Source organism: Streptomyces sp. NPDC048254, from assembly GCF_043201895.1.
In the GTDB taxonomy this organism is placed as follows: domain Bacteria; phylum Actinomycetota; class Actinomycetes; order Streptomycetales; family Streptomycetaceae; genus Streptomyces.
Genome location: NZ_JBICZJ010000003.1, coordinates 567583 through 585035 on the forward strand (window position 1 = coordinate 567583; position 17453 = coordinate 585035).

Annotated in this window: 16 protein-coding genes, 1 tRNA gene and 1 pseudogene; 8 read left to right on the forward strand and 10 right to left on the reverse strand. The window is 68.7% G+C overall.

The features are described from left to right. Positions 1-54: 54 nt before the first annotated feature. A complete protein-coding gene (gene cobF, locus ACGFZQ_RS12325) occupies positions 55-837 on the reverse strand; it encodes a precorrin-6A synthase (deacetylating) (protein WP_393840276.1) in 783 nt (260 codons plus the stop codon). A 46-nt stretch (positions 838-883) separates the two neighbouring features. Continuing rightward, positions 884-1393 carry a DUF309 domain-containing protein gene (locus ACGFZQ_RS12330; RefSeq protein ID WP_393840380.1) on the reverse strand — a complete coding sequence of 170 codons (510 nt, stop codon included), beginning with the start codon at positions 1391-1393 and terminating at the stop codon, positions 884-886. Positions 1394-1517: 124 nt separating this feature from the next. Between ACGFZQ_RS12330 and ACGFZQ_RS12335 the strand changes: the two genes are divergently transcribed. Continuing rightward, positions 1518-1591 (forward strand) — tRNA-Pro (locus ACGFZQ_RS12335). Positions 1592-1674: 83 nt separating this feature from the next. On the opposite strand, the gene ACGFZQ_RS12340 is transcribed toward ACGFZQ_RS12335, so the two are convergent. After that, positions 1675-2052, reverse strand: coding sequence for a hypothetical protein (locus ACGFZQ_RS12340; RefSeq protein WP_393840277.1), 378 nt, complete (start codon positions 2050-2052; stop codon positions 1675-1677). 989 nt (positions 2053-3041) lie between these two features. Here ACGFZQ_RS12340 and ACGFZQ_RS12345 point away from each other — a divergent pair. From ACGFZQ_RS12345 to ACGFZQ_RS12365, 5 genes are all read left to right on the forward strand, one after another. Then, positions 3042-3179 carry a hypothetical protein gene (locus ACGFZQ_RS12345; RefSeq protein ID WP_393840278.1) on the forward strand — a complete coding sequence of 46 codons (138 nt, stop codon included), beginning with the start codon at positions 3042-3044 and terminating at the stop codon, positions 3177-3179. Between the two features lie 674 nt (positions 3180-3853). Next, entirely contained in the window at positions 3854-4453 is a 600-nt protein-coding gene (locus ACGFZQ_RS12350; RefSeq protein WP_393840279.1) for a carotenoid biosynthesis protein, read from the forward strand. Next, positions 4450-4731, forward strand: a complete 282-nt coding sequence (locus tag ACGFZQ_RS12355; RefSeq protein ID WP_393840280.1) for a hypothetical protein — start codon at positions 4450-4452, stop codon at positions 4729-4731. The genes ACGFZQ_RS12350 and ACGFZQ_RS12355 overlap by 4 nt, the downstream gene beginning before the upstream one ends. A gap of 1005 nt (positions 4732-5736) precedes the next feature. Beyond that, positions 5737-6936: an NAD(P)/FAD-dependent oxidoreductase gene (locus tag ACGFZQ_RS12360; RefSeq protein WP_393840281.1), complete on the forward strand. Its 1200-nt coding sequence runs from the start codon at positions 5737-5739 to the stop codon at positions 6934-6936. 254 nt (positions 6937-7190) lie between these two features. Beyond that, a complete protein-coding gene (locus ACGFZQ_RS12365; protein ID WP_393840282.1) occupies positions 7191-8087 on the forward strand; it encodes an RNA polymerase sigma-70 factor in 897 nt (298 codons plus the stop codon). 1448 nt (positions 8088-9535) lie between these two features. On the opposite strand, the gene ACGFZQ_RS12370 is transcribed toward ACGFZQ_RS12365, so the two are convergent. The 7 genes and pseudogenes from ACGFZQ_RS12370 to ACGFZQ_RS12400 form a co-directional block, all read right to left on the reverse strand. Continuing rightward, on the reverse strand, positions 9536-10315 hold the full coding sequence (locus ACGFZQ_RS12370) for a polysaccharide deacetylase family protein (RefSeq protein WP_393840283.1): 780 nt from the start codon (positions 10313-10315) through the stop codon (positions 9536-9538). A gap of 38 nt (positions 10316-10353) precedes the next feature. After that, the gene (locus ACGFZQ_RS12375; protein ID WP_393840381.1) at positions 10354-11415 is read right to left on the reverse strand and encodes an acyltransferase family protein; all 1062 of its coding nucleotides are present in this window, start codon (positions 11413-11415) and stop codon (positions 10354-10356) included. Positions 11416-11508: 93 nt separating this feature from the next. Beyond that, a pseudogene (locus ACGFZQ_RS12380) lies at positions 11509-11691 on the reverse strand (methyltransferase); the annotation flags it as partial. Positions 11692-11875: 184 nt separating this feature from the next. Continuing rightward, entirely contained in the window at positions 11876-12832 is a 957-nt protein-coding gene (locus tag ACGFZQ_RS12385) for a transporter (protein WP_393840284.1), read from the reverse strand. Next, positions 12829-13743, reverse strand: a complete 915-nt coding sequence (locus ACGFZQ_RS12390; protein ID WP_393840285.1) for an ATP-binding cassette domain-containing protein — start codon at positions 13741-13743, stop codon at positions 12829-12831. The genes ACGFZQ_RS12385 and ACGFZQ_RS12390 overlap by 4 nt, the downstream gene beginning before the upstream one ends. Next, positions 13740-14171 carry a GntR family transcriptional regulator gene (locus ACGFZQ_RS12395; RefSeq protein ID WP_351746508.1) on the reverse strand — a complete coding sequence of 144 codons (432 nt, stop codon included), beginning with the start codon at positions 14169-14171 and terminating at the stop codon, positions 13740-13742. The genes ACGFZQ_RS12390 and ACGFZQ_RS12395 overlap by 4 nt, the downstream gene beginning before the upstream one ends. Before the next feature lie 407 nt (positions 14172-14578). Beyond that, positions 14579-15187, reverse strand: a complete 609-nt coding sequence (locus tag ACGFZQ_RS12400) for a flavin reductase family protein (protein WP_393840286.1) — start codon at positions 15185-15187, stop codon at positions 14579-14581. Positions 15188-15388: 201 nt separating this feature from the next. Between ACGFZQ_RS12400 and ACGFZQ_RS12405 the strand changes: the two genes are divergently transcribed. Further along, positions 15389-16744, forward strand: coding sequence for an NAD(P)/FAD-dependent oxidoreductase (locus ACGFZQ_RS12405; protein WP_393840287.1), 1356 nt, complete (start codon positions 15389-15391; stop codon positions 16742-16744). A gap of 367 nt (positions 16745-17111) precedes the next feature. Then, positions 17112-17453, forward strand: coding sequence for a hypothetical protein (locus tag ACGFZQ_RS12410; protein ID WP_351746515.1), 342 nt, complete (start codon positions 17112-17114; stop codon positions 17451-17453).

The following is a 17453-nucleotide window of genomic DNA, read 5'->3' on the forward strand; positions in this document are numbered from 1 at the left end:
ACCTTCACACCGGTGGGCTACCGGCGCATGCCGGACTGGCCCACCGGGTACCGCTCAGCCCTCCTTCGGAACCCCCGGGTGGCGGCGCAGCAGATATGTGTCCATGATCCATCCCTTGCGCTCCCGCGCCTCGGCCCGCAGCCGCTCGATACGCGGACCGGCCTCGGCGAGCGGACCGGAGACCAGGATCTCGTCGGGGGTGCCGAGGTAGGCGCCCCAGTAGATGTCGATGTCCTGGTCCGCGTACTGCCGGAAGGTCTGGTGCGCGTCCAGCATCACGACCACGTCGTCCACGCCGTCCGGGAGTCCCTCGGCGAGCCGCCGCCCGGTGGTGATCTGCACCGGCCGGGCCACCCGGTTCAGTCCTGTGCGATGGCGGGCCACCAGCGCCGACACACTGCTGATCCCGGGCACCACGTCGTACTCGAACGTCACCGCGCCGCGGGCCAGCACCTCCTCCAGGATCGCCAGCGTGCTGTCGTACAACGAGGGATCGCCCCACACCAGGAAGGCGCCGGTCTGCTCCGCGCCGAGCTCCTCGCGGATCAGCCGCTCGTAGATGTCCGCGCGGGCGCTGCGCCAGTCCCCGACGGCCGGCGAGTACGCCCCGCCGCTCGCGGCCCGGTCGCGGTCCGGGTCCCGCGCCTCGACCAACCGGTAGCCGCCGTCCGGTATGTGCGTGTCGAGCATGTCCCGGCGCAGCTGGGTCAGATCACTCTTGACCTCGCCCTTGTCGAGGAGGAAGAACACGTCCGTGCTCTTCAGCGCCCGGACTGCCTGGAGGGTGAGCTGGTCGGGGTCGCCCGCGCCGATACCGATGACATGAATCTTTCGCACGCCCCCGAGTCTGCCGCATGCCACTGACAGCGGATCCCCCCCGGTGCTACCGGGTGCCGCTCAGCCGCGGCGCCTCGGCCCCGGCCTCGACGCTCCCGGCACCGCTCTCCACCCGCCCGGCCAGCTCCCGCGCCCACTCGGCGAGCCCGTCGAGCTCCACGCCGTACGGCCGCCGGACCCCGCTGCCGGCCGCCCACGCCTCGACCGCGCCCGCGCCGCGCCGCAGCAGCCGCGCCCCGCCGGTCACGTTCCCCCGGGCCGCGTGGGTGAGCCCCACGGCCAGCTGGGCCAGCCCCCGCCACAGCGTCCGCTCCGCCTCGGGCCCGGACTTCCAGGCGTCCTCGAACACCTCGTGCGCGTGGAAGGGCTTCCCGGCGTCCAGCAGCGCCTGCGCCTCGACGACGGTCTCCGCCGGAGTCCGTACGACGCCCTCGGCCTGCCGCTCGACGCCGGCCGCGCCGTACGGCAACGGCCGCCCCAGCCCGTCCCGCGGCCGTGCGCTGCGCGCCCGCCCCTCGGCGTCCCGGTCCCGTGCTCCTGCCCCGGCGTTTCCCATACGGCCCATACCGCCGATTGTCCCCCGTCCCGGCGCCCTACCGCCCGCCCTCTTTCGGGCCGCCCGGGGACGTGGGGTAAAGTGCTGCTCACGTGATCACGCGGGTCACCGCGAGTGAGCGCACCGGGACGTGGCGCAGCTTGGTAGCGCACTTGACTGGGGGTCAAGGGGTCGCAGGTTCAAATCCTGTCGTCCCGACGGTGCGAAGGGTCTTCGCGGGCGAGAGCCTGCGGGGGCCCTTTCGCGTGGGGTGTTTCCGGCTTCGGGGTTGAGCATGCCGCTCACCGGCACCTTTGCCGCAACCCGACGGCCGCGGTGCTGCTGGCGTGCGGCCTGCCGATGTCGGAACACAGTTCAGCGAGGCGACGGGTGACCGGCGTCAGACGGTGGTCCGGCGTGAGGGCGAGGACGGGGGCGAGTGCTTCGAAGGCTCCGTCCGCTTCGCCGGTGGCGAGATGGGCTGAAGCCTGGCTGATCTGGATCTGCGCTTCGGTCCCATATGCCCTCACCGGCTGCACATGCAGGAGCGTGAGGGCATTGTTCGCAGATCGCAAGGCGTCGACGGGGCGACCGATACGCAGTTGGACCGCTGCGGCGTAGTTCTCCTGCCGGGCTGGCTGACAGGCAAAGATGCCACCGATCTCGTCCCGACCTGTCATCGTGGCGCGCGTCTTCGGCGCGGGAAAGAGCTGCCAGGGCCTCGTCCTGTGCCCCCAGTTCGGACCAGGCGTCGGTTTCCTGGCAAGCGAGCAGCACCGCGACCGTGCCCGTCGTGTCATAAGTAGCGCCTCGCCGCGCGAAGTTGATGGCCTCCCGCAGGCGCCCGTCCCAGAACGTCACCTTGGAACGAGTCGACAACACCCAGGCGCGCAGGTCGTTGTGGCCAGCCGGTTCGGCGCACAGCCACACCGTCCGACCCTGTGTGTCCGCGTCGTGGAGCTGCCCCAAATCGGACGACATCCATGCCAGGAGCCCACACAGGTAGCCGGCTGCGACGTACAAGTCGGCCGACTGCCGGGGGTACTGATGGCCTTCGAGGAGGGAGAAGAGGCGGTCGCGTAAGGCTCGCGTACGGACGAAGAGCACGACCGGATCTGACGTGAGGTAGTCCAACGCGAGTGTGCGTGTCTCGGCCATGAGCTGCAAGTGCGATGTCGCCGACATTCGAAGCTTCGGCCCATTGGGCCCAGGTCGCCGACTCGTCGGCAGCGAGACGCACTAGATCCGTCCCAACAGGGTCAGGCGGGGCTGCGATGTACGACGGCGTGACTGGCGGAGCCGGTGGCTCGACAGCCGACGGACGTGCGGTGGGCCCCGGCACCACCGGCCGGCGGCCTTCATCCAGCTCGTCCAGCTCGGCCAGCGACGGCGGTGGCCTCAAGCAGGCCGCCCTGCGGCCTGTCGCCGGTGGCCTCTGATGACCGTCTGAGCACCCATGCCCAACTGCCGCCCGAGGAAAGGGACGGCGTTCCGTTGCGCCCGGTGTGTGCTACGTCTCATCTGCGGGTTGTTACGGCAGAGGGGTGGCTGGTGTCTTGATACCGAGTCCACGACATGGGGAGAGATGATGAGCGGGAACGTTAAGCGCGGTGGTTGCTGGGGGGCGTGACGGCGGGCGGGCAGTCTGGCTCGGCGCGATGGTGTGTCGGTGACTGTGGTCAATCCGCGTTCCGAGTTCGTCGAGCGGATCCGTCTGCACCAGCTTCTGACCGGTTCCGATGACACGGTCGAGGGCTTGGGGGCCGCTGGCAAACATCGGGGCGACGGCTCCGGCGGCGGCGTCTGAGAACCAGACCGATTCTCGGCAGGCTCTGGTGAAGCGCATCGAGAGCCGGGAGTCTGATATAGGTACGTACCTTCAAAGCGCCCGGCGCCGGCGCGACCGGTTTTCACTGGTGAGCATAGTTGCCGGTGCTGTGGATGACCTGGTGGGCGTCAAGTACCACGACTCGGCGGCTGCCCGGCCGATGGACGCGTCTGAAGAGGAGCTGCTGTTCACCGAGGTCGCACCGGACGCAGACCCCGGTCCGGGTACGGACCCGGCCTGGGTGCGGGCGCCGGCACGCCGGTCGGGCCCGTGGTGTCATGAGCAGCGAGGCGGTCTTTGTCGCGGGATACGTCCCGGCACTGCTCGTGGTGATGGGGCTGCTGGAGCTCTACGGCCGCCATTCCACCAGCGCCTGGGTGTCCCGAGCGTAGACCGGGTACCGCCGTGCCGTCCCCGGCGCACCCGAACCTGCGGACCCCACCGACTGGCCGCATTCCTAGGTGGGGCGCTTCCACCCCCTGACACTGTGCGCCGCGGCGGTTGCGGTGGTCCTGGCAGCCGCCGAGACCGTCCGCCACCACCGTCCGACCGAGGTCGCCGTACTGCTCGGCGCCATGCTTCTGCTCGGCACTTGGCTGCTTCGGCGCCTGGGGAGCAGCGGAAGCTGAACTCACCATCGCAGGAGAACCAAAATGAACGCATGGAACCGCGTCCTCTGGCTGCTGGCAGCCGCCGCCGCTCTCGTAGGCGTCACCATACCGCTGGCCGGGACAGCGGTCACACTGCCGATTCTGTTGCTGTCGGTCCCGTTCGCGCTGATCCACGGGGTGCGGAGGTACGGGTGGCGGACGCTGCTGTTCTTTCTGATCGAGACCCTGGTGGCGAGCAACTCCTTCGAGAACCTGAGCATTTCCACCGGGTTCCCGTTCGGCCACTACCACTACACGGGCCATCCGCAGCTGATTCATGTGCCCATCTATATCGGACCGATCTACTTCGGTCTGGGCTACATCTGCTGGCAGGTGGCCAACACCTTGCTCGACGAGGCGGACAGCCGTCTGGGCGGCTCGTCCGGGTCGGTCGCCGGCCGGGTCGAGGTGGTGGCGCTGCCGATGCTGGCCGCGGCGCTGATGACCATGTTCGACCTCGGCAACGACTCGATCGCCTCCACCATGAAGCGGATCTGGGTCTGGGAACGTGGGGGCGGGGTGTTCGGGGTGCCCTACACCAACTATTTGGGCTGGTGGTTTGTCACCTATATCTTTTTCAGATCTTCGCGCTGTATTTGGTGAAGCGTCAGCCGGTGTCGGCGTCGACCTCGGCGTCGGTGCGGACCGAGGGGCGGAAGGTGTTGGCGCAGAACGTGCTCTTCTACGGGGCGCTGGGGCTGAGCTCGGTTCCCTACTTCATCGGTGCCTCCGGTGACATGGTCAAGGATGGGGCCTCGGTCAGCTGGAGTGGGCATGCGATCAACGAGACGATGATGATGATCAACCTGTTCGGCATGGTGTTCGCTGCGTTTCTTGCGGTGGTCAAGCTGGCTCGCAACGACCTGGCCCTGCGACGCTGATTCCGACTGACGCAGAACAGCCGCCGGTCGGCTGTCCGGCGGCCGTGCGCGGTGTTTTCCGGCGAATGCGATGAGTCCCCTTTCCTCCGCGACGGTGCTCGGTTGTAGCAGAGCCGGTCGGCGGCTGCGGCTTGTAGCAACCATGGTGAACGGCCCGTGGCCCCCGGGCAGGTGGTGTCCTGCTCCGGGGGCCACGGTTTTCCGTCGCATTGGGCGACCACGCCCCACTGCTGGGGCGTCATCGACGCAAGCAGGGGGAGGTGGCGACGTGGCACTCCAGGGCGGGGATTCTGCCGTCCCGTCCTGCCGGATGTGGACCTCACGGGCGCCGAAGGCATGGCCTGGGGCCGGACAGTGCTCACACCGGGGCAGCTGATCCGCTGCGTGCGTCGCGCCCTGGGAATGACGCTTGAGGCTGGTCACCGCTGCGCCATTCCGATCCTCCGGCTCCCAGTCCTGCCGCACCCGTACCCCCCGCCCCACCCGAGATCACTCGTTCAGCTTCAACGAAACGCCCAGCGAGGGAAACGACGGTCACAGGAGTCACACAGCGCTACATCCGTTCGCCGTTGCTCTACGACAACAGGGCCGACTCGGCGGATCGCAGTCTGTTGCCTTTTGAGTGACCTGACACGACCCCGTAGGGGGAGGCTGCCGGGCAGCTGACCGTGGCCGACGCCGGTCACGGCCGCGGCGCCGCCTTCCGGCTCAGGCTGACGGGACGGGGCCGGCACCATGTCGTGCCCCGTCGGCTCCATGGATGTCGTCCGCGCGGCCACCACCGAGCCGCGTGAGGCCGAGTACAGCGGGCTGGGCCCCACTCGCCCGCTACCGCGAGACTTCCCGACCCCTGTCCGACCTCGTCAGGGCCGCGTTACGCCACTCACTGCGGAAGGGGCGTCGCTTCCGCCGCGTCCGATGTGCGCTACGTCTCATCCGCGGGCCGTTATACCGGATGCGCGGCTGGTGTCTGAATGCCGAGTTCATAAACACCAGGGAGACATGATGAACGGGAACGTCGAGGTAGTCGTGGTCGGCGGCGGGTACGGTGGCGTGACGGCGGCCAACATCCTGGCTCGGCGCGATGGCGTGTCGGTGACCGTGGTCAATCCGCGTCCCGAGTTCGTCGAGCGGATCCGCCTGCACCAGCTCGTGACCGGCTCCGATGACGCGGTCGAGGGCTTCGGGAAGGTCATGGGCGGGAACGTCCGGCTGGTGGTCGACACCGTGACCCGGATCGACGCTGCCAAGCGCCAGGTGTCGCTGGCGGGCGGTGGCACGGTCTCCTACGACTACCTTGTCTACGCGGTGGGCAGCGGCGCCTCCGCCCCCGACGTGCCCGGAGCGGCGGAGTTCGCTCATTCGGTGTCGGACCTTGAGGGGGCGGAAGGGCTGCGGTCGGCGCTGGATGCGACGCCCACGTCGGCTCCGGTGACCGTGATCGGGGCCGGCCCGACCGGCCTGGAGACCGCCGCCGAGCTGGCGGAGGTGGGCCGCAAGGTCACCCTGGTCTGCGGCAAGGTGCTCGGCCCCTCCCTGCATGCCCGAGTCCGCCGCCCGGTCGCACGCCGGCTCGCCAAGCTGGGTGTGACCGTCCTCGAAGGACCCGGTGCGAAGGTGGCGGAAGTGACACGCGACGGCGTACGGCTCGACGACGGCCGCGAGCTGCCCAGCGCGGTGACGATCTGGACCGCAGGATTCCGTATCCCGGACCTGGCCGCCCGCAGCGGGCTGCGCACCAACGCCGAAGGCCGTCTGGTCACCGACACGACGCTGACCAGTGTGGACGACGAGCGCATCGTCGCCGCTGGGGACGCGGGAGTGATGCCGGACCACCCGTTCCGGATGAGCTGCCAGGCCGCCACACAGCTGGGCCCGGCGGCTGCCGACACGATCCTGCGCCGGATCGCGGGGAAGAAAGCCGCTCCCGTCCGGATGTTCTTCGCCGGGCAGTGCCTCAGCCTCGGCCGGAAGGAGGGCGTCACCCAGTTCTCCTACCCGAACGACAAGGTGAACGCGCTCCGCATCAGCGGACGGCCCGGTGCCGGCGTCAAGGAGATCGCCTGCGTGTTCACCCTCAACAAGTTGGTGACCGGGGCGCGCAAGGCCAGTTCCCGCGCATCCCGCGGCGACAGCACCGACCGCCTGGAAACGCCCCAGCCGGAACACCCCACGACGCCGCCCGACACTCGACGCGCGGCCTAGCCGCCAAGTCCCCCTCTTGGACCGGACCGACCGGTCCGGCCCAAGAAGGACCGAGCCGGAGTGACAAGCACCCAAGGCCGCGGCCTCGTATGCCATGGCCGGGCGCCGGGGCGCCATCCCACCAGCTCCCACCCCACGTGGCCTGATCAGTGGGGAGGCTGCTGCCGACAACCCCGTCCTCGGACCGGGTACATGTTCTTTACGGCCTGCTTCCGGGCACATGGGGCCAACCACGAGAAAGCAAAGCGCACGACATGAACGACCACGTCACCGACCCCGCGACCGAGGCCTTCGTCGCGCACCGCCACCTGCTGTTCACCGTCGCCTACGAGATGCTCGGATCGGCGGCGGACACCGAGGACGTCCTCCAGGAGGTCTGGCTGCGGTGGGCCAAGGTCGACCTGGAGCAGGTACAGGACCAGCGCGCCTACCTGGTACGGATCACGACCCGGCAAGCACTCAACCGGCTACGCACCCTCAAACGGCGCAAGGAGGCCTACGTCGGCCCCTGGCTGCCCGAGCCCCTACTCACCGCGCCGGACGTGGCCGAGGACGTCGAACTGTCCGAGAACCTGTCGCTGGCACTCATGTTCATCCTCGAAACCCTCTCACCGACCGAACGCGCCGTCTTCGTCCTGCGCGAAGTCTTCGACATCGACTACGACGACATCGCGGCCGCGATCGACAAGAGCCCCGCCGCCGCACGCCAGATCGCCTACCGCGCCCGCCAACACGTCGACGCCCGCCGGCCGCGCACACCGGCTTCCCCGGAAGAAACCCGGGCAGCGCTGAATTCGTTCCAGTCCGCGCTCGAGACCGGGGACCTGCAGGGGCTGCTCGACGTACTCGCCCCGGATGTTGTTTTCGTCAGCGACGGCGGTGGCCTCAAGCTGGCGGCCCTGCGGCCGGTCGTCGGCGCCGACAAGGTGCTCCGTTACATGGTCGGAAGTACCGACAAGGCCGGCGGCACCCTCACCAGTGAGCCCACGACGGTCAACGGCAACCCCGGACTCATCCTGCGCCTAGACGGCGTGATCGACGGCGTGCTGGCCTTCCGTGTGGAGAACGCCCGCGTCACGGGCCTCTACTACATCCGCAACCCCGAAAAACTCACCCGCGTCGAGTCCGAAACCCCCCTCACCTCCCGCTGACCGTCTCCCCGCGACACCGCCGACCGAGGTGCGCGGTAGCGCAGGCGTCGCGGAACTAGCCGCTGACCGCCGCCGAGAAGCAAGCGAACAAGCTGGTCAGCCGGAAACGCGCAGCGAACGGGCACGGCTTCGCCGACCTGAAGAACTGGCGCGTACTCACCAAGCTCCGCCTGAACGCGAAGCAAGCCACCACCCTCCTGCGCGCCCTCCTCGTCCTGACGAACGCGGAGACGAGCCGCTGACTCGACGCGGCAGACGATCACCCCAGCACGATCAGTCGGACAACCAGCACGAGCACCCCACCCCCCGGCTCACACCAGCCCCACTGACCAGCGCATTTCAAGATGGCAACGTCTCAGTGGGCCGCGGTCATCGCCGAGGTACCGACCCCGGTTCCGGGGGCCTGGACATCAGTGCTGATCGGCGGGCTGGTCGCCAACTCGATAGTCACCGCGGTATCAGCGGTGCTGCTCGTGCGATGGCGGCGTCGGCGGGGCCCGTCCGGCAGGTGGCGCTACGACTGGCTCGGCGACGCCCTCTTCGTCTGCCGGCGGATTCCCGTACTGCGGCGTTGGGCCCGTCTTGATACCGCAGCCTGGGTACGCCGTCGCGCGATGACCGTGTTCGTCATGCTGAGCACGCTGGCTGCGGCGGCCATCACTGGTGCACAGGCCGTCGGCGAAGGCTGGACGGATCCGCTGCTCATCGCCTGGTTTCTGATCGTCGCGGCGTCCTCCGATCTCGCGTTCTGCGTGATCAGCAATGCGGTCGCCGGATTCATCGCCCGGCCGCCGCGCACCCGGACCCGTCGTTTCGCGCCCTCCGCGATCCACGACGCGCTCACCCCGGGCCATCGAGTTCAAGAAGTTCCTGATCCGGATCGACAAGGCGGTGCCCGCCGGGCTCGACGTGCACCTCGTCTGCGACAACTACGCCACCCACAACACCGCCGAGATCAGGGACCAAGACCGCCGACGAGATCCTCAACTCCCTCGCCGACTACCTCACCAAGGTCGGAACCACCGGCCAGACAACAGAGCAGAACTGAGCAGAACTAACCCTCAGGATTTCTGGCGCAGCACACTAGGCGACCGACGAGGCCGGTGGTGGTGACCGTCCCGAAGCGCTTCTGTGGTCTGCCCGAACGGGGCCGCTGCCGACACCGCCCACCGATACCAGACCGCACGTGCTGCCCATCAGCGAACTGCACTGGTCCGACACCGAGCCTTTGTTCCTCGGACTGCTGCACATCGTCCGGCCGGACCAGTACGGGACCTCGAACCGGACCTGGAGAAGATGATCACGGGTCTGCGAAGACCTGGTCGGGGTGGGGGACGAGGGCGAGATCGGCCGGTCGCCGATGGAGCTTCCGCGGCGGCCGGACGTGCCGCGGAAGCCGGTCCCGGTGGTCCGTGACGGGATGCATTCGGGCTCGCCGTCGAGGTGACTCAGGGCCGGTAGACCATCCCGGGCTGCGGCTTGGCGGGGGCGAGCAGCTGCGACACGGTGACGATGGTGTAGCCGCGCTGCTTGAGTGCTTTGAGGATCCCGGGGACGGCGGGCACGGTCCCCTTGTGCAGGTCGTGCAGCAGGATGATGCCGTCGCGGTGGGTCTGGTCGAGCACCCGCTTGGTGATCAGGGCGGAGTCGGTCGTCTCGTAGTCCTTGGCGGTGACGCTCCACAGGACCTGCGCCAGCCCCAGGTCCCGGCATACCTTGGCCACTTTGCGGCTGGTGCGGCCCTCCGGCGGACGCATCAGGACGGGCTTGGTGCCGGTGATCCTCTCGATGGCGTTCTGGGTCTGGGCCAGCTCCTGTCGGACGCCGTCCTCGTCGAGGTCGGTCAACCTCTTGTGATTCCAGGTGTGATTGCCGATCTCGTGCCCCTCGTCCGCGATACGGCGCAGGATGTCGGGGTACTTCGAGATGTGACCCTTGCCTTGCACGAAGAACGTGGCGTGCAGACCCTGCTGCTTGAGGATGTCCAGCAGCTTGGGGGTCGTCGGGCTGGGACCGCCGTCGAAGCTGAGGGCCACGCACTTCTCCTTCCGGCAGTCGACGTTTCCGGTGACCGATCCCGATGCCTTGGCCCGGGCGGCGCGTGGCGAGGTGTGATCGTAGGTCGTGACCGTCAGCGCCAGAGTCACGGCGACGGCTATGACGGCGGCCGCCGTTGTCGCGACGGCGATGAGTATGCGTGACCGTCTTGTGCGCGTGTTGAAGAGCATGCGAGACCTTTCTTCGATTCTTCGGTGGGGTTTCGGGGTTACCGCGTGCGGGTGAGGGCGGGCTGGGCGGCGAGGTCCCGCGGCCGCATGTCGAGCGTCAGGCGATGCCTCAGACGGCGTCCGAGCCGACGCTCCACCAGGGTGTGGACCAGCAGGGACAGCCCCACCATGCAGATGAGGGACAGCGTCATCGAGGGCAGTGGCCCCAGCCTCGGAAATGCCTGGAGCAAGCCTTTGGCCAGGGGGATTCCGAGGCTCTGGTGGACGAGGTAGAAGGGGTAGGTGAGTGCCCCGGCGGTGACCGGCCAACGCCATCGCAGTCCGGCGAGCGGGCCGATTCCGGCGAGGGCCAGCAGCCCGAGGCAGAGGGTGAGTACGACCGCGCAGACGGCCCAGGAGGGCCGGCCCTCGCCAGGGGGTACGGCGGTGTGGTCGGCCACCCGTAGTTCGAGCACGGTGAGCTGGTAGCACCAGGCGAAACCGAGCAGCAGCCAGAGCAGGGGGTTCTGTCCGAACCGGCGCATGAGGTAGAGCACGATCCCGGCGACGAAGAGGCCGGTGTACCGGGTCAGTGTGATTTCGTCGAGCAGCGGTGAGTGGAGTTCAAGGGCGATGACACCGGTCAGGAGCCAGACTCCGCAGAAGGCCACCACCCGCTGGTAGGTCAGGCCGAAGACGAGCAGCGCGGCCATCAGCAGGTAGAAGCGTGCCTCCACCCACAGGGTCCAGCTGACTCCGTCGACCGGATCGAGTCCCAGCGGTCCCGGGGCCATCGTCAGGTTCCCCAGGACGGTACGGGGGTCGATGCGCGTGGCGGCGGGCCGATGGCCGAGCCGCGAGACCAGGACGAGCAGGACGACCAGGAGTACCGCGCACCAGTAGGCCGGGAAGAGCCGTGCGATTCGGGAGACGGCGAACTGCGCGGGAGTCCGTCCCCAGCAGCTCATGCAGATCACGAATCCGCTGATGAGGAAGAAGAACTCGACGCCGAGCCAGCCGTAGCGGCTGATCTCGTGCAGGAGCGGGGCGGAATCCCGGAGCTCGGCCCTGCCCCAGAAGTGCGGGGTGGGCGTGCCGAGGAAGTGGTACGCGGCCACCATCACCGCTGCTACCGCACGAAGCCCGTCTATCGCGGTCAGGCGGGACTGATCGTGGTGAGGTTCGGGGGACGGCATGTCGGAACCGGGGCCGGGTCAGCCGACGGCGGGGAGGAGCGAGCGGCTGACGCGTATCTTGGACCGGCCGTGCGGGCCCTTCTCCCAGTCCTCCATGAACCGTGCGTGCAGGCCGTGCCGCTGTGCCAGGGCCACGAGGGTCTCGATGCGGTAGTAGAAGTCCTCGCGCAGCACCTGGTGTTCGGTGCCCTCGGTGCGGTCGTCGTGGGTCTGGCTGCCGACCGCGGCCTCCGGGTGGCGCAGGGCGTAGCCGGTCTTGTCGGTGAGGGTGGTGCGGTTGTGGCGCGGTTTCTTCGGCGACTTGGCGTCGGTGGGCATGGCGAAGCGACCTCCGTACAGAGAAAAGAAGAAGTGAAATAAGGGGGGAGGCGGTACGGCGACGACGTCAGAGGCGGCGGCGCAGGAGCAGGACGGTGACCACCGTGAGCAGGACGGCCAGGCCGCCGAGGACCGCGGTGTCGGTCCACTGGAAGGCCCAGTAGTCACCGGCCGGGTTGGCCTCGTAGAAGCGGGCCACGTACCCGTGTGCCGTCATGCACTCCTTGAGCTGGGCACCCGACGGGAAGGGGCAGTTGAACACGGAGTCGTGGCGGCCGGAGGCCGTGATCAGGCCGTAGTCGCCGGTCGACCACTTCTCGCCCATCGGCGCTTTGGGGGTGATGCCGGCGCTGACGTAGGTGCGCGGCGGGACCAGCAGCCGGGTCCAGTGCATCCACTCCACCAGGAGTGTCGTCATCGCCGTCACCAGCAGGGCCAGGCCCATCGCTGCCAGGACCCGGCGGGCCAGCAGACCCAGCAGCGTGCCGACTGCCAGGCCGAACAGGGAGGCCGCGACGACGCGGGGGCCCGAGCCGCTCAGGGCCGTGTTGTCGTACCAGAACAGGCCGTAGCTGCGGTCGGCGGCCGGTCGCCACCACCATGCGAACACTCCCGCGAGCAGGCCGGAGAGGACGGTCGTGGTCGACGCGGCCAGGGCGAACCGGGAGGCGAACCACTGACCGCGGCTCAGACCCTGGGCGAGGACCACGCGGTGTGTGCCCAGTTCCCGGTCGCGGCCCAGCAGCGGGGCGCCCCAGAAGACGCCGATGACGACGGGCAGGGCGATGTTCAGCGCCCCGAGGTACTTCAGCGGCTCGACGTCCAGCAGGAGTGGCAGCCCGCTGTCGGACCGTGTGCAGTACAGCGGACCGGTGGCGCAGTGGTCGAACAGCCCGCTGCGCAGGGCGTCCAGCATGCCCGCGCGGTAGTACGCGGCGATCGCCGCGGTGAGGACCAGGGCGGCCGCACCGATGCCGGCCGGCACGCGCTGCTGGCGCCAGGCGAGCCAGAGGGAGCCTTTCACGCCGCCGCCTCCGTCTGCTCGCCCGCGGCGAGATGCCCCGGCTCCGTCCCGGCCTGGAGATAGCCGATCAAGATGTCCTCCAGCCTGGGCCGTGCCACATGCCAGTCACCGAGCAGCGGTCCGCGTTGCCGTATCAGGGCGGTCAGCTTTCTGCCGGCGGTACGGCGCTGTACGACGGTGTGCTGTCCTGCCAGGGCGTCGGCCCGGTCGGCGGGTCCGGTCAGTACGGCGTGGCTCGCGCGCAGTGCCTCGGCGTCCTCGCTCAGCTCGGCGCGGCCGTCGCGCAGCATCAGCACCCAGTCGCAGGTCTCCTCCAGTTCCGGCAGGACGTGCGAGGACAGCACGATGCTCGTGCCGTGCTCGGCGGCCTCGGCCATGAGCGCCGCCATGATCTCGCCTCGCGCCAAGGGGTCGAGGTCGGCCAACGGCTCGTCGAGCAGCAGGAGTTCGGGCCGCTTGCCCAGCGCCAGGGCGAGCGCGACGCGGGTGCGCCGGCCGGGGGGCAGTTCGCCGACGCGGGCGTGGAGCGGGATGCCGCCCTCGTGGACGATCCGCTCGGCGGCCGTCCGGTCCCACGAGGAGTTCAGCTTCGCGCCCATCAGCAGGGTGTCCGCCACGGTGAAACGGGGGTAGAGCGGCTTGTCCTGGGTGAGCAGGGCGACCCGGGTGCGGGCCTCGGTCGTGCCGGGCGCGGCGCCCAGCACACGCAGTTCCCCGGAGCCGGCTCGCAGGAGGCCGCCGGCCAGGTGCAGCAGGGTGCTCTTGCCGGCGCCGTTGCGTCCGACGAGGGCGGCTATACGACCGCCGGGTACGGTGAACTCGCAGTCCCGCAGGGCCCAGCCGCCCCGCCTCCGGTACCGGAATCCGAGTCCCGTGGCGCGCAGCGCGGCCGGCGCGTCAGGCCCGGTCATGCGTCCTCCTTCTTCCGTTCCCGGTCGCCCGGGGTGTGGCTGTCGTGATCGTTGTCGTAGGCGTCCAGAACGGCTGTGACCATGGCGAGCACATCGGCCCGTTCCAGGCCTTCGGCCCGGGCGCGTGCCACCCAGTCGGTGACCTCACGGCGCAGCGGCGAGTCGTCCTCCGCGCCGGGCCGGGCGAGTGATCGCGTCACGAAGGTTCCGAGACCGCGGCGCAGTTCGACCAGGCCGGCCTGTTCCATGTCGCGGTAGGCGCGCAGCACGGTGTTGGGGTTGATGGCGGTCGCCGCCACCACCTCCTTGGCCGTGGGCAGCTTGTCCCCGACCTTGAGGAAGCCCATCCGGAGCGCTAGTTCGGTCTGCTCGACGATCTGCACATAGGCCGGTACGCCGCTGCCGCGGTCGATCCGGTAGTCGATCACGTCGCCTTCCTCGGTTCCACCATGCTTGTACTAATGAATTAATGGAAGCATGGTGGATGTCCGGTGGTGCTGTCAAACGTCTATGAGTGCGTGAGCGCGAATGGGGCACCGCCCAGTCGAAGCAGCCGGACGGCTCCCGGGGGCGTGGTCGACGGGCACGGGCGGGTCGTCGCCGACGTGTGGTGCACAGGGGCCGGTCGTACAGCTGGGCGGCGCGACAACCGGGCGTCAGCCCTTGCCTCTCGCCGCCGGCGAAATCGTCCTCTGGCGGCAGCGTATCCGGGGTGGCTGTCTTCTGCGTCTCGGCGTTGTTCGGCCTCCGGTACCGCGATCAGTCGCGCCGGTTCGGCGACCGCGGCTGTTCCTGCGCGACGGGCCTTCGTGGCTCGGCCGACCCGTACGGGGAATCAGGCGCTGCCGGGTTCCTCGTACGGGATGCGGTTCAAGTGCAGGATATTGCCCAGAGTGCCCCATTCGTCGCCGCCGAGTTTGGTGAGGGGGCGCAGCAACTCGCTGTTGGGACGGTTGTCGACGAGGTAGTGCTCGTCGACCGCGGCATGCAGCACTCGCCCGAAGACCAAGGTGCAGTTGCCCATGCGCAGGGTGGTGTGTGAACGGCACTCCAAAGCCACATGAGCGGCTGCCACTCTGGGCGGACGCACACTTCGGCTGGCCTCGCGCTCAATGCCCGCGGTGTCGAATTCGCTGACCGAGCGCGGGAAGTCGATGGCCGTGGCGTTGATCAGCTGCAGGAGCGGTTCGGACGAGAAGTTGACTACGAACTCCCCGGTCTCCTCGACGTTCCGCAGCGAGTCCTTCCGGCCGATCGAGGTGAACTGGACGATCGGGGGATCGGTGCTGGCGATGCTGAAGAAGGAGTGCGGGGCCAGGTTCTCGGTACTTCCGTCGGGTGTGACCGTGGAGACCCAGGCAATCGGCCGCGGAATGACGACCGATGTCAGAAGCCTGTAGAAGTCTGTGCTGCTCATCGCCTCAGGGGCGTATTCCACACGCATGGACCGAGTATCGGACCAGCACACCTGAGCGTTCCGCAGCGCGGTTGGGTGTGTCGGGGCCGAGGCCCGGACCGTCCGGCGCGATCCGGCTCCGTTGGAGCTGTCCACGCTCCACCAGGTCGCGCAGCACTGCCGGAAGTCGTGTCACACCGTCTGGCCCTGTCTTGTCTAAGAGGTGTCGAACAACAAACAGAGGGTCTGATGCGTGAAATTCTGATTGTCGGTGGCGGCTACGCAGGCTTCTACGCTGCCTGGGGCCTTGAGAAGCGGCTCAGCACAGCAGAGGCGAGGATCACGGTTGTCGACCCCCGCCCTTACATGACATACCAACCGTTTCTGCCGGAGGTGACGGCCGGATCGGTCGAGGCTCGGCACGCCGCCGTGTCGCTGCGGCGGCACCTGCGCCGCGCCCGGCTGATCGCGGGGACCGTGACCGCGATCCGCCATGCGGACCGGACGATCACGGTACGGCCTGCCAAGGGAGCGGACTACGAACTGCGTTACGACACCCTCGTCGTCACCGCCGGCGCCGTGACCCGCACCTTCCCCATCCCGGGGCTGGCCCAGCACGCGATCGGGCTGAAGCACGTCGAAGAGGCGGTGGCCATCCGCGACCGGCTGATGACCGCGTTCGACCAGGCGGCGTCCTTGCCTCCCGGCGCCGAGCGGCGAAGGCTGCTGACCGTGACGTTCGTGGGCGGCGGGTTCTCCGGAGTCGAGGGCTTCGGGGAACTGCTGTCGCTCGCGACGGCGATGCTGAAGTCGTATCCGGAGCTGAGCAGTGACGAACTCTCCTTCCACCTGGTCGAGGCCCGGGGCCGCATTCTGCCCGAGGTGGGGGACAAGCCGGGCGCCTGGGTGGTGCGCTCTTTGGAACGCCGTGGCGCGCACGTTCACCTCGACACACAGATCCGCTCCCTCGCCGACGGCCACGTAGTGCTGTCCGACGGGGAGGAGTTCGATTCCGCGTTGGTCGTATGGACCGCCGGCAATGCCTCCAATCCGGTCGTGCACAACCACTCGGATCTCCCGATCGACGAACGAGGTCTGCTCGTGGTCCGTCCCGATCTACGTGTGGGCACCGACAGCGAACTCGTTCCGGATGCATGGGCGGCCGGGGACGACGCGGCCGTTCCCGACCTGGCTTCGACAGTGCCCGGGGCTCACACGGTGCCGAACGCCCAGCACGCCGTACGGCAGGGCAGACGCCTCGCGAAGAACATCGTGGCCGACCTGCGCGGGGGACGAACCAAGAACTACCGCCACAGCAGTCTGGGGGTGGTGGCCACGCTGGGGCTGGGTCGGGGCATCTTCCAGTACAAGAGGATCGTCATCAAGGGGCTTCCGGCCTGGCTGATGCACCGGGGCTATCACGTCCTGGCCGTGCCCTCGTGGGAACGCAAGATCCGCGTCCTCACGGTCTGGCTCACGGCTGCGGTCTTCGGCCGAGACCTCGTCTCCCTCGCCTCCGTGCAGCATCCACGGGACGCGTTCGTCACGAGCGGCGATCCGCAGCGCCCTGGCGAGAGCCCGACGAGTGGCCGCACGGCCGCATGAGCACACGGGAAAGGCGGAGAGTCTGCCGGCCCCCGTCGAGATAGACGACGAACCGCCCGTTCGACAGGGCCACGGCGGCGCGCGGCACGCGCGGGTGTTTCCGACCGATCGGACCACCAGGGCGGGAACGAGCCGAGCTGCCACCAGCCGACTCGCCGTCGACTCACGGGAACGTCGCGCGCACGGCGCGGCCACGCGTGCCGCACCGTGGGCTTCCCCTTCGTCGGGCAGCCGCGGGGTGCCTGTCACAGGGGGACGAGCTGCTCGGTCCATTAGTTGTGAAGGCTGCACCACAACGGTGCAAGCGCTTAGGGCGTTTCTGCCTTCCCGTACCGGGCTCACCGCCTTTCCTCCTGTGGAGCACACCATGAACACGAGTAAGGAGGCCGCGCGCGGCCTGACCGACATCGAGACCTTCCTGTACCGGCACGCTCATCTCGAAGCAGCACGGCAGCGCGTGGCGGTATTCACCACGCGGGTGCCGGGGATGACCCAGGAGCAGAAGGCGGACATCGAGAGCTGGTACCTCAAGGAACAGAAGTACGTCGCACGCATGGTGACGGAACACATCGCCGCAAGCATCAGCGAGGTGCAGCAGCAGCACCGCGTCCGCTTCACACGATGGCTACGAGGAACGCTCACCGCGATGATCCTGATCACCGTGGCCATGGCCCTGTGCCTGGCTGTGGTCCTGAGATCGTTGAGCTGA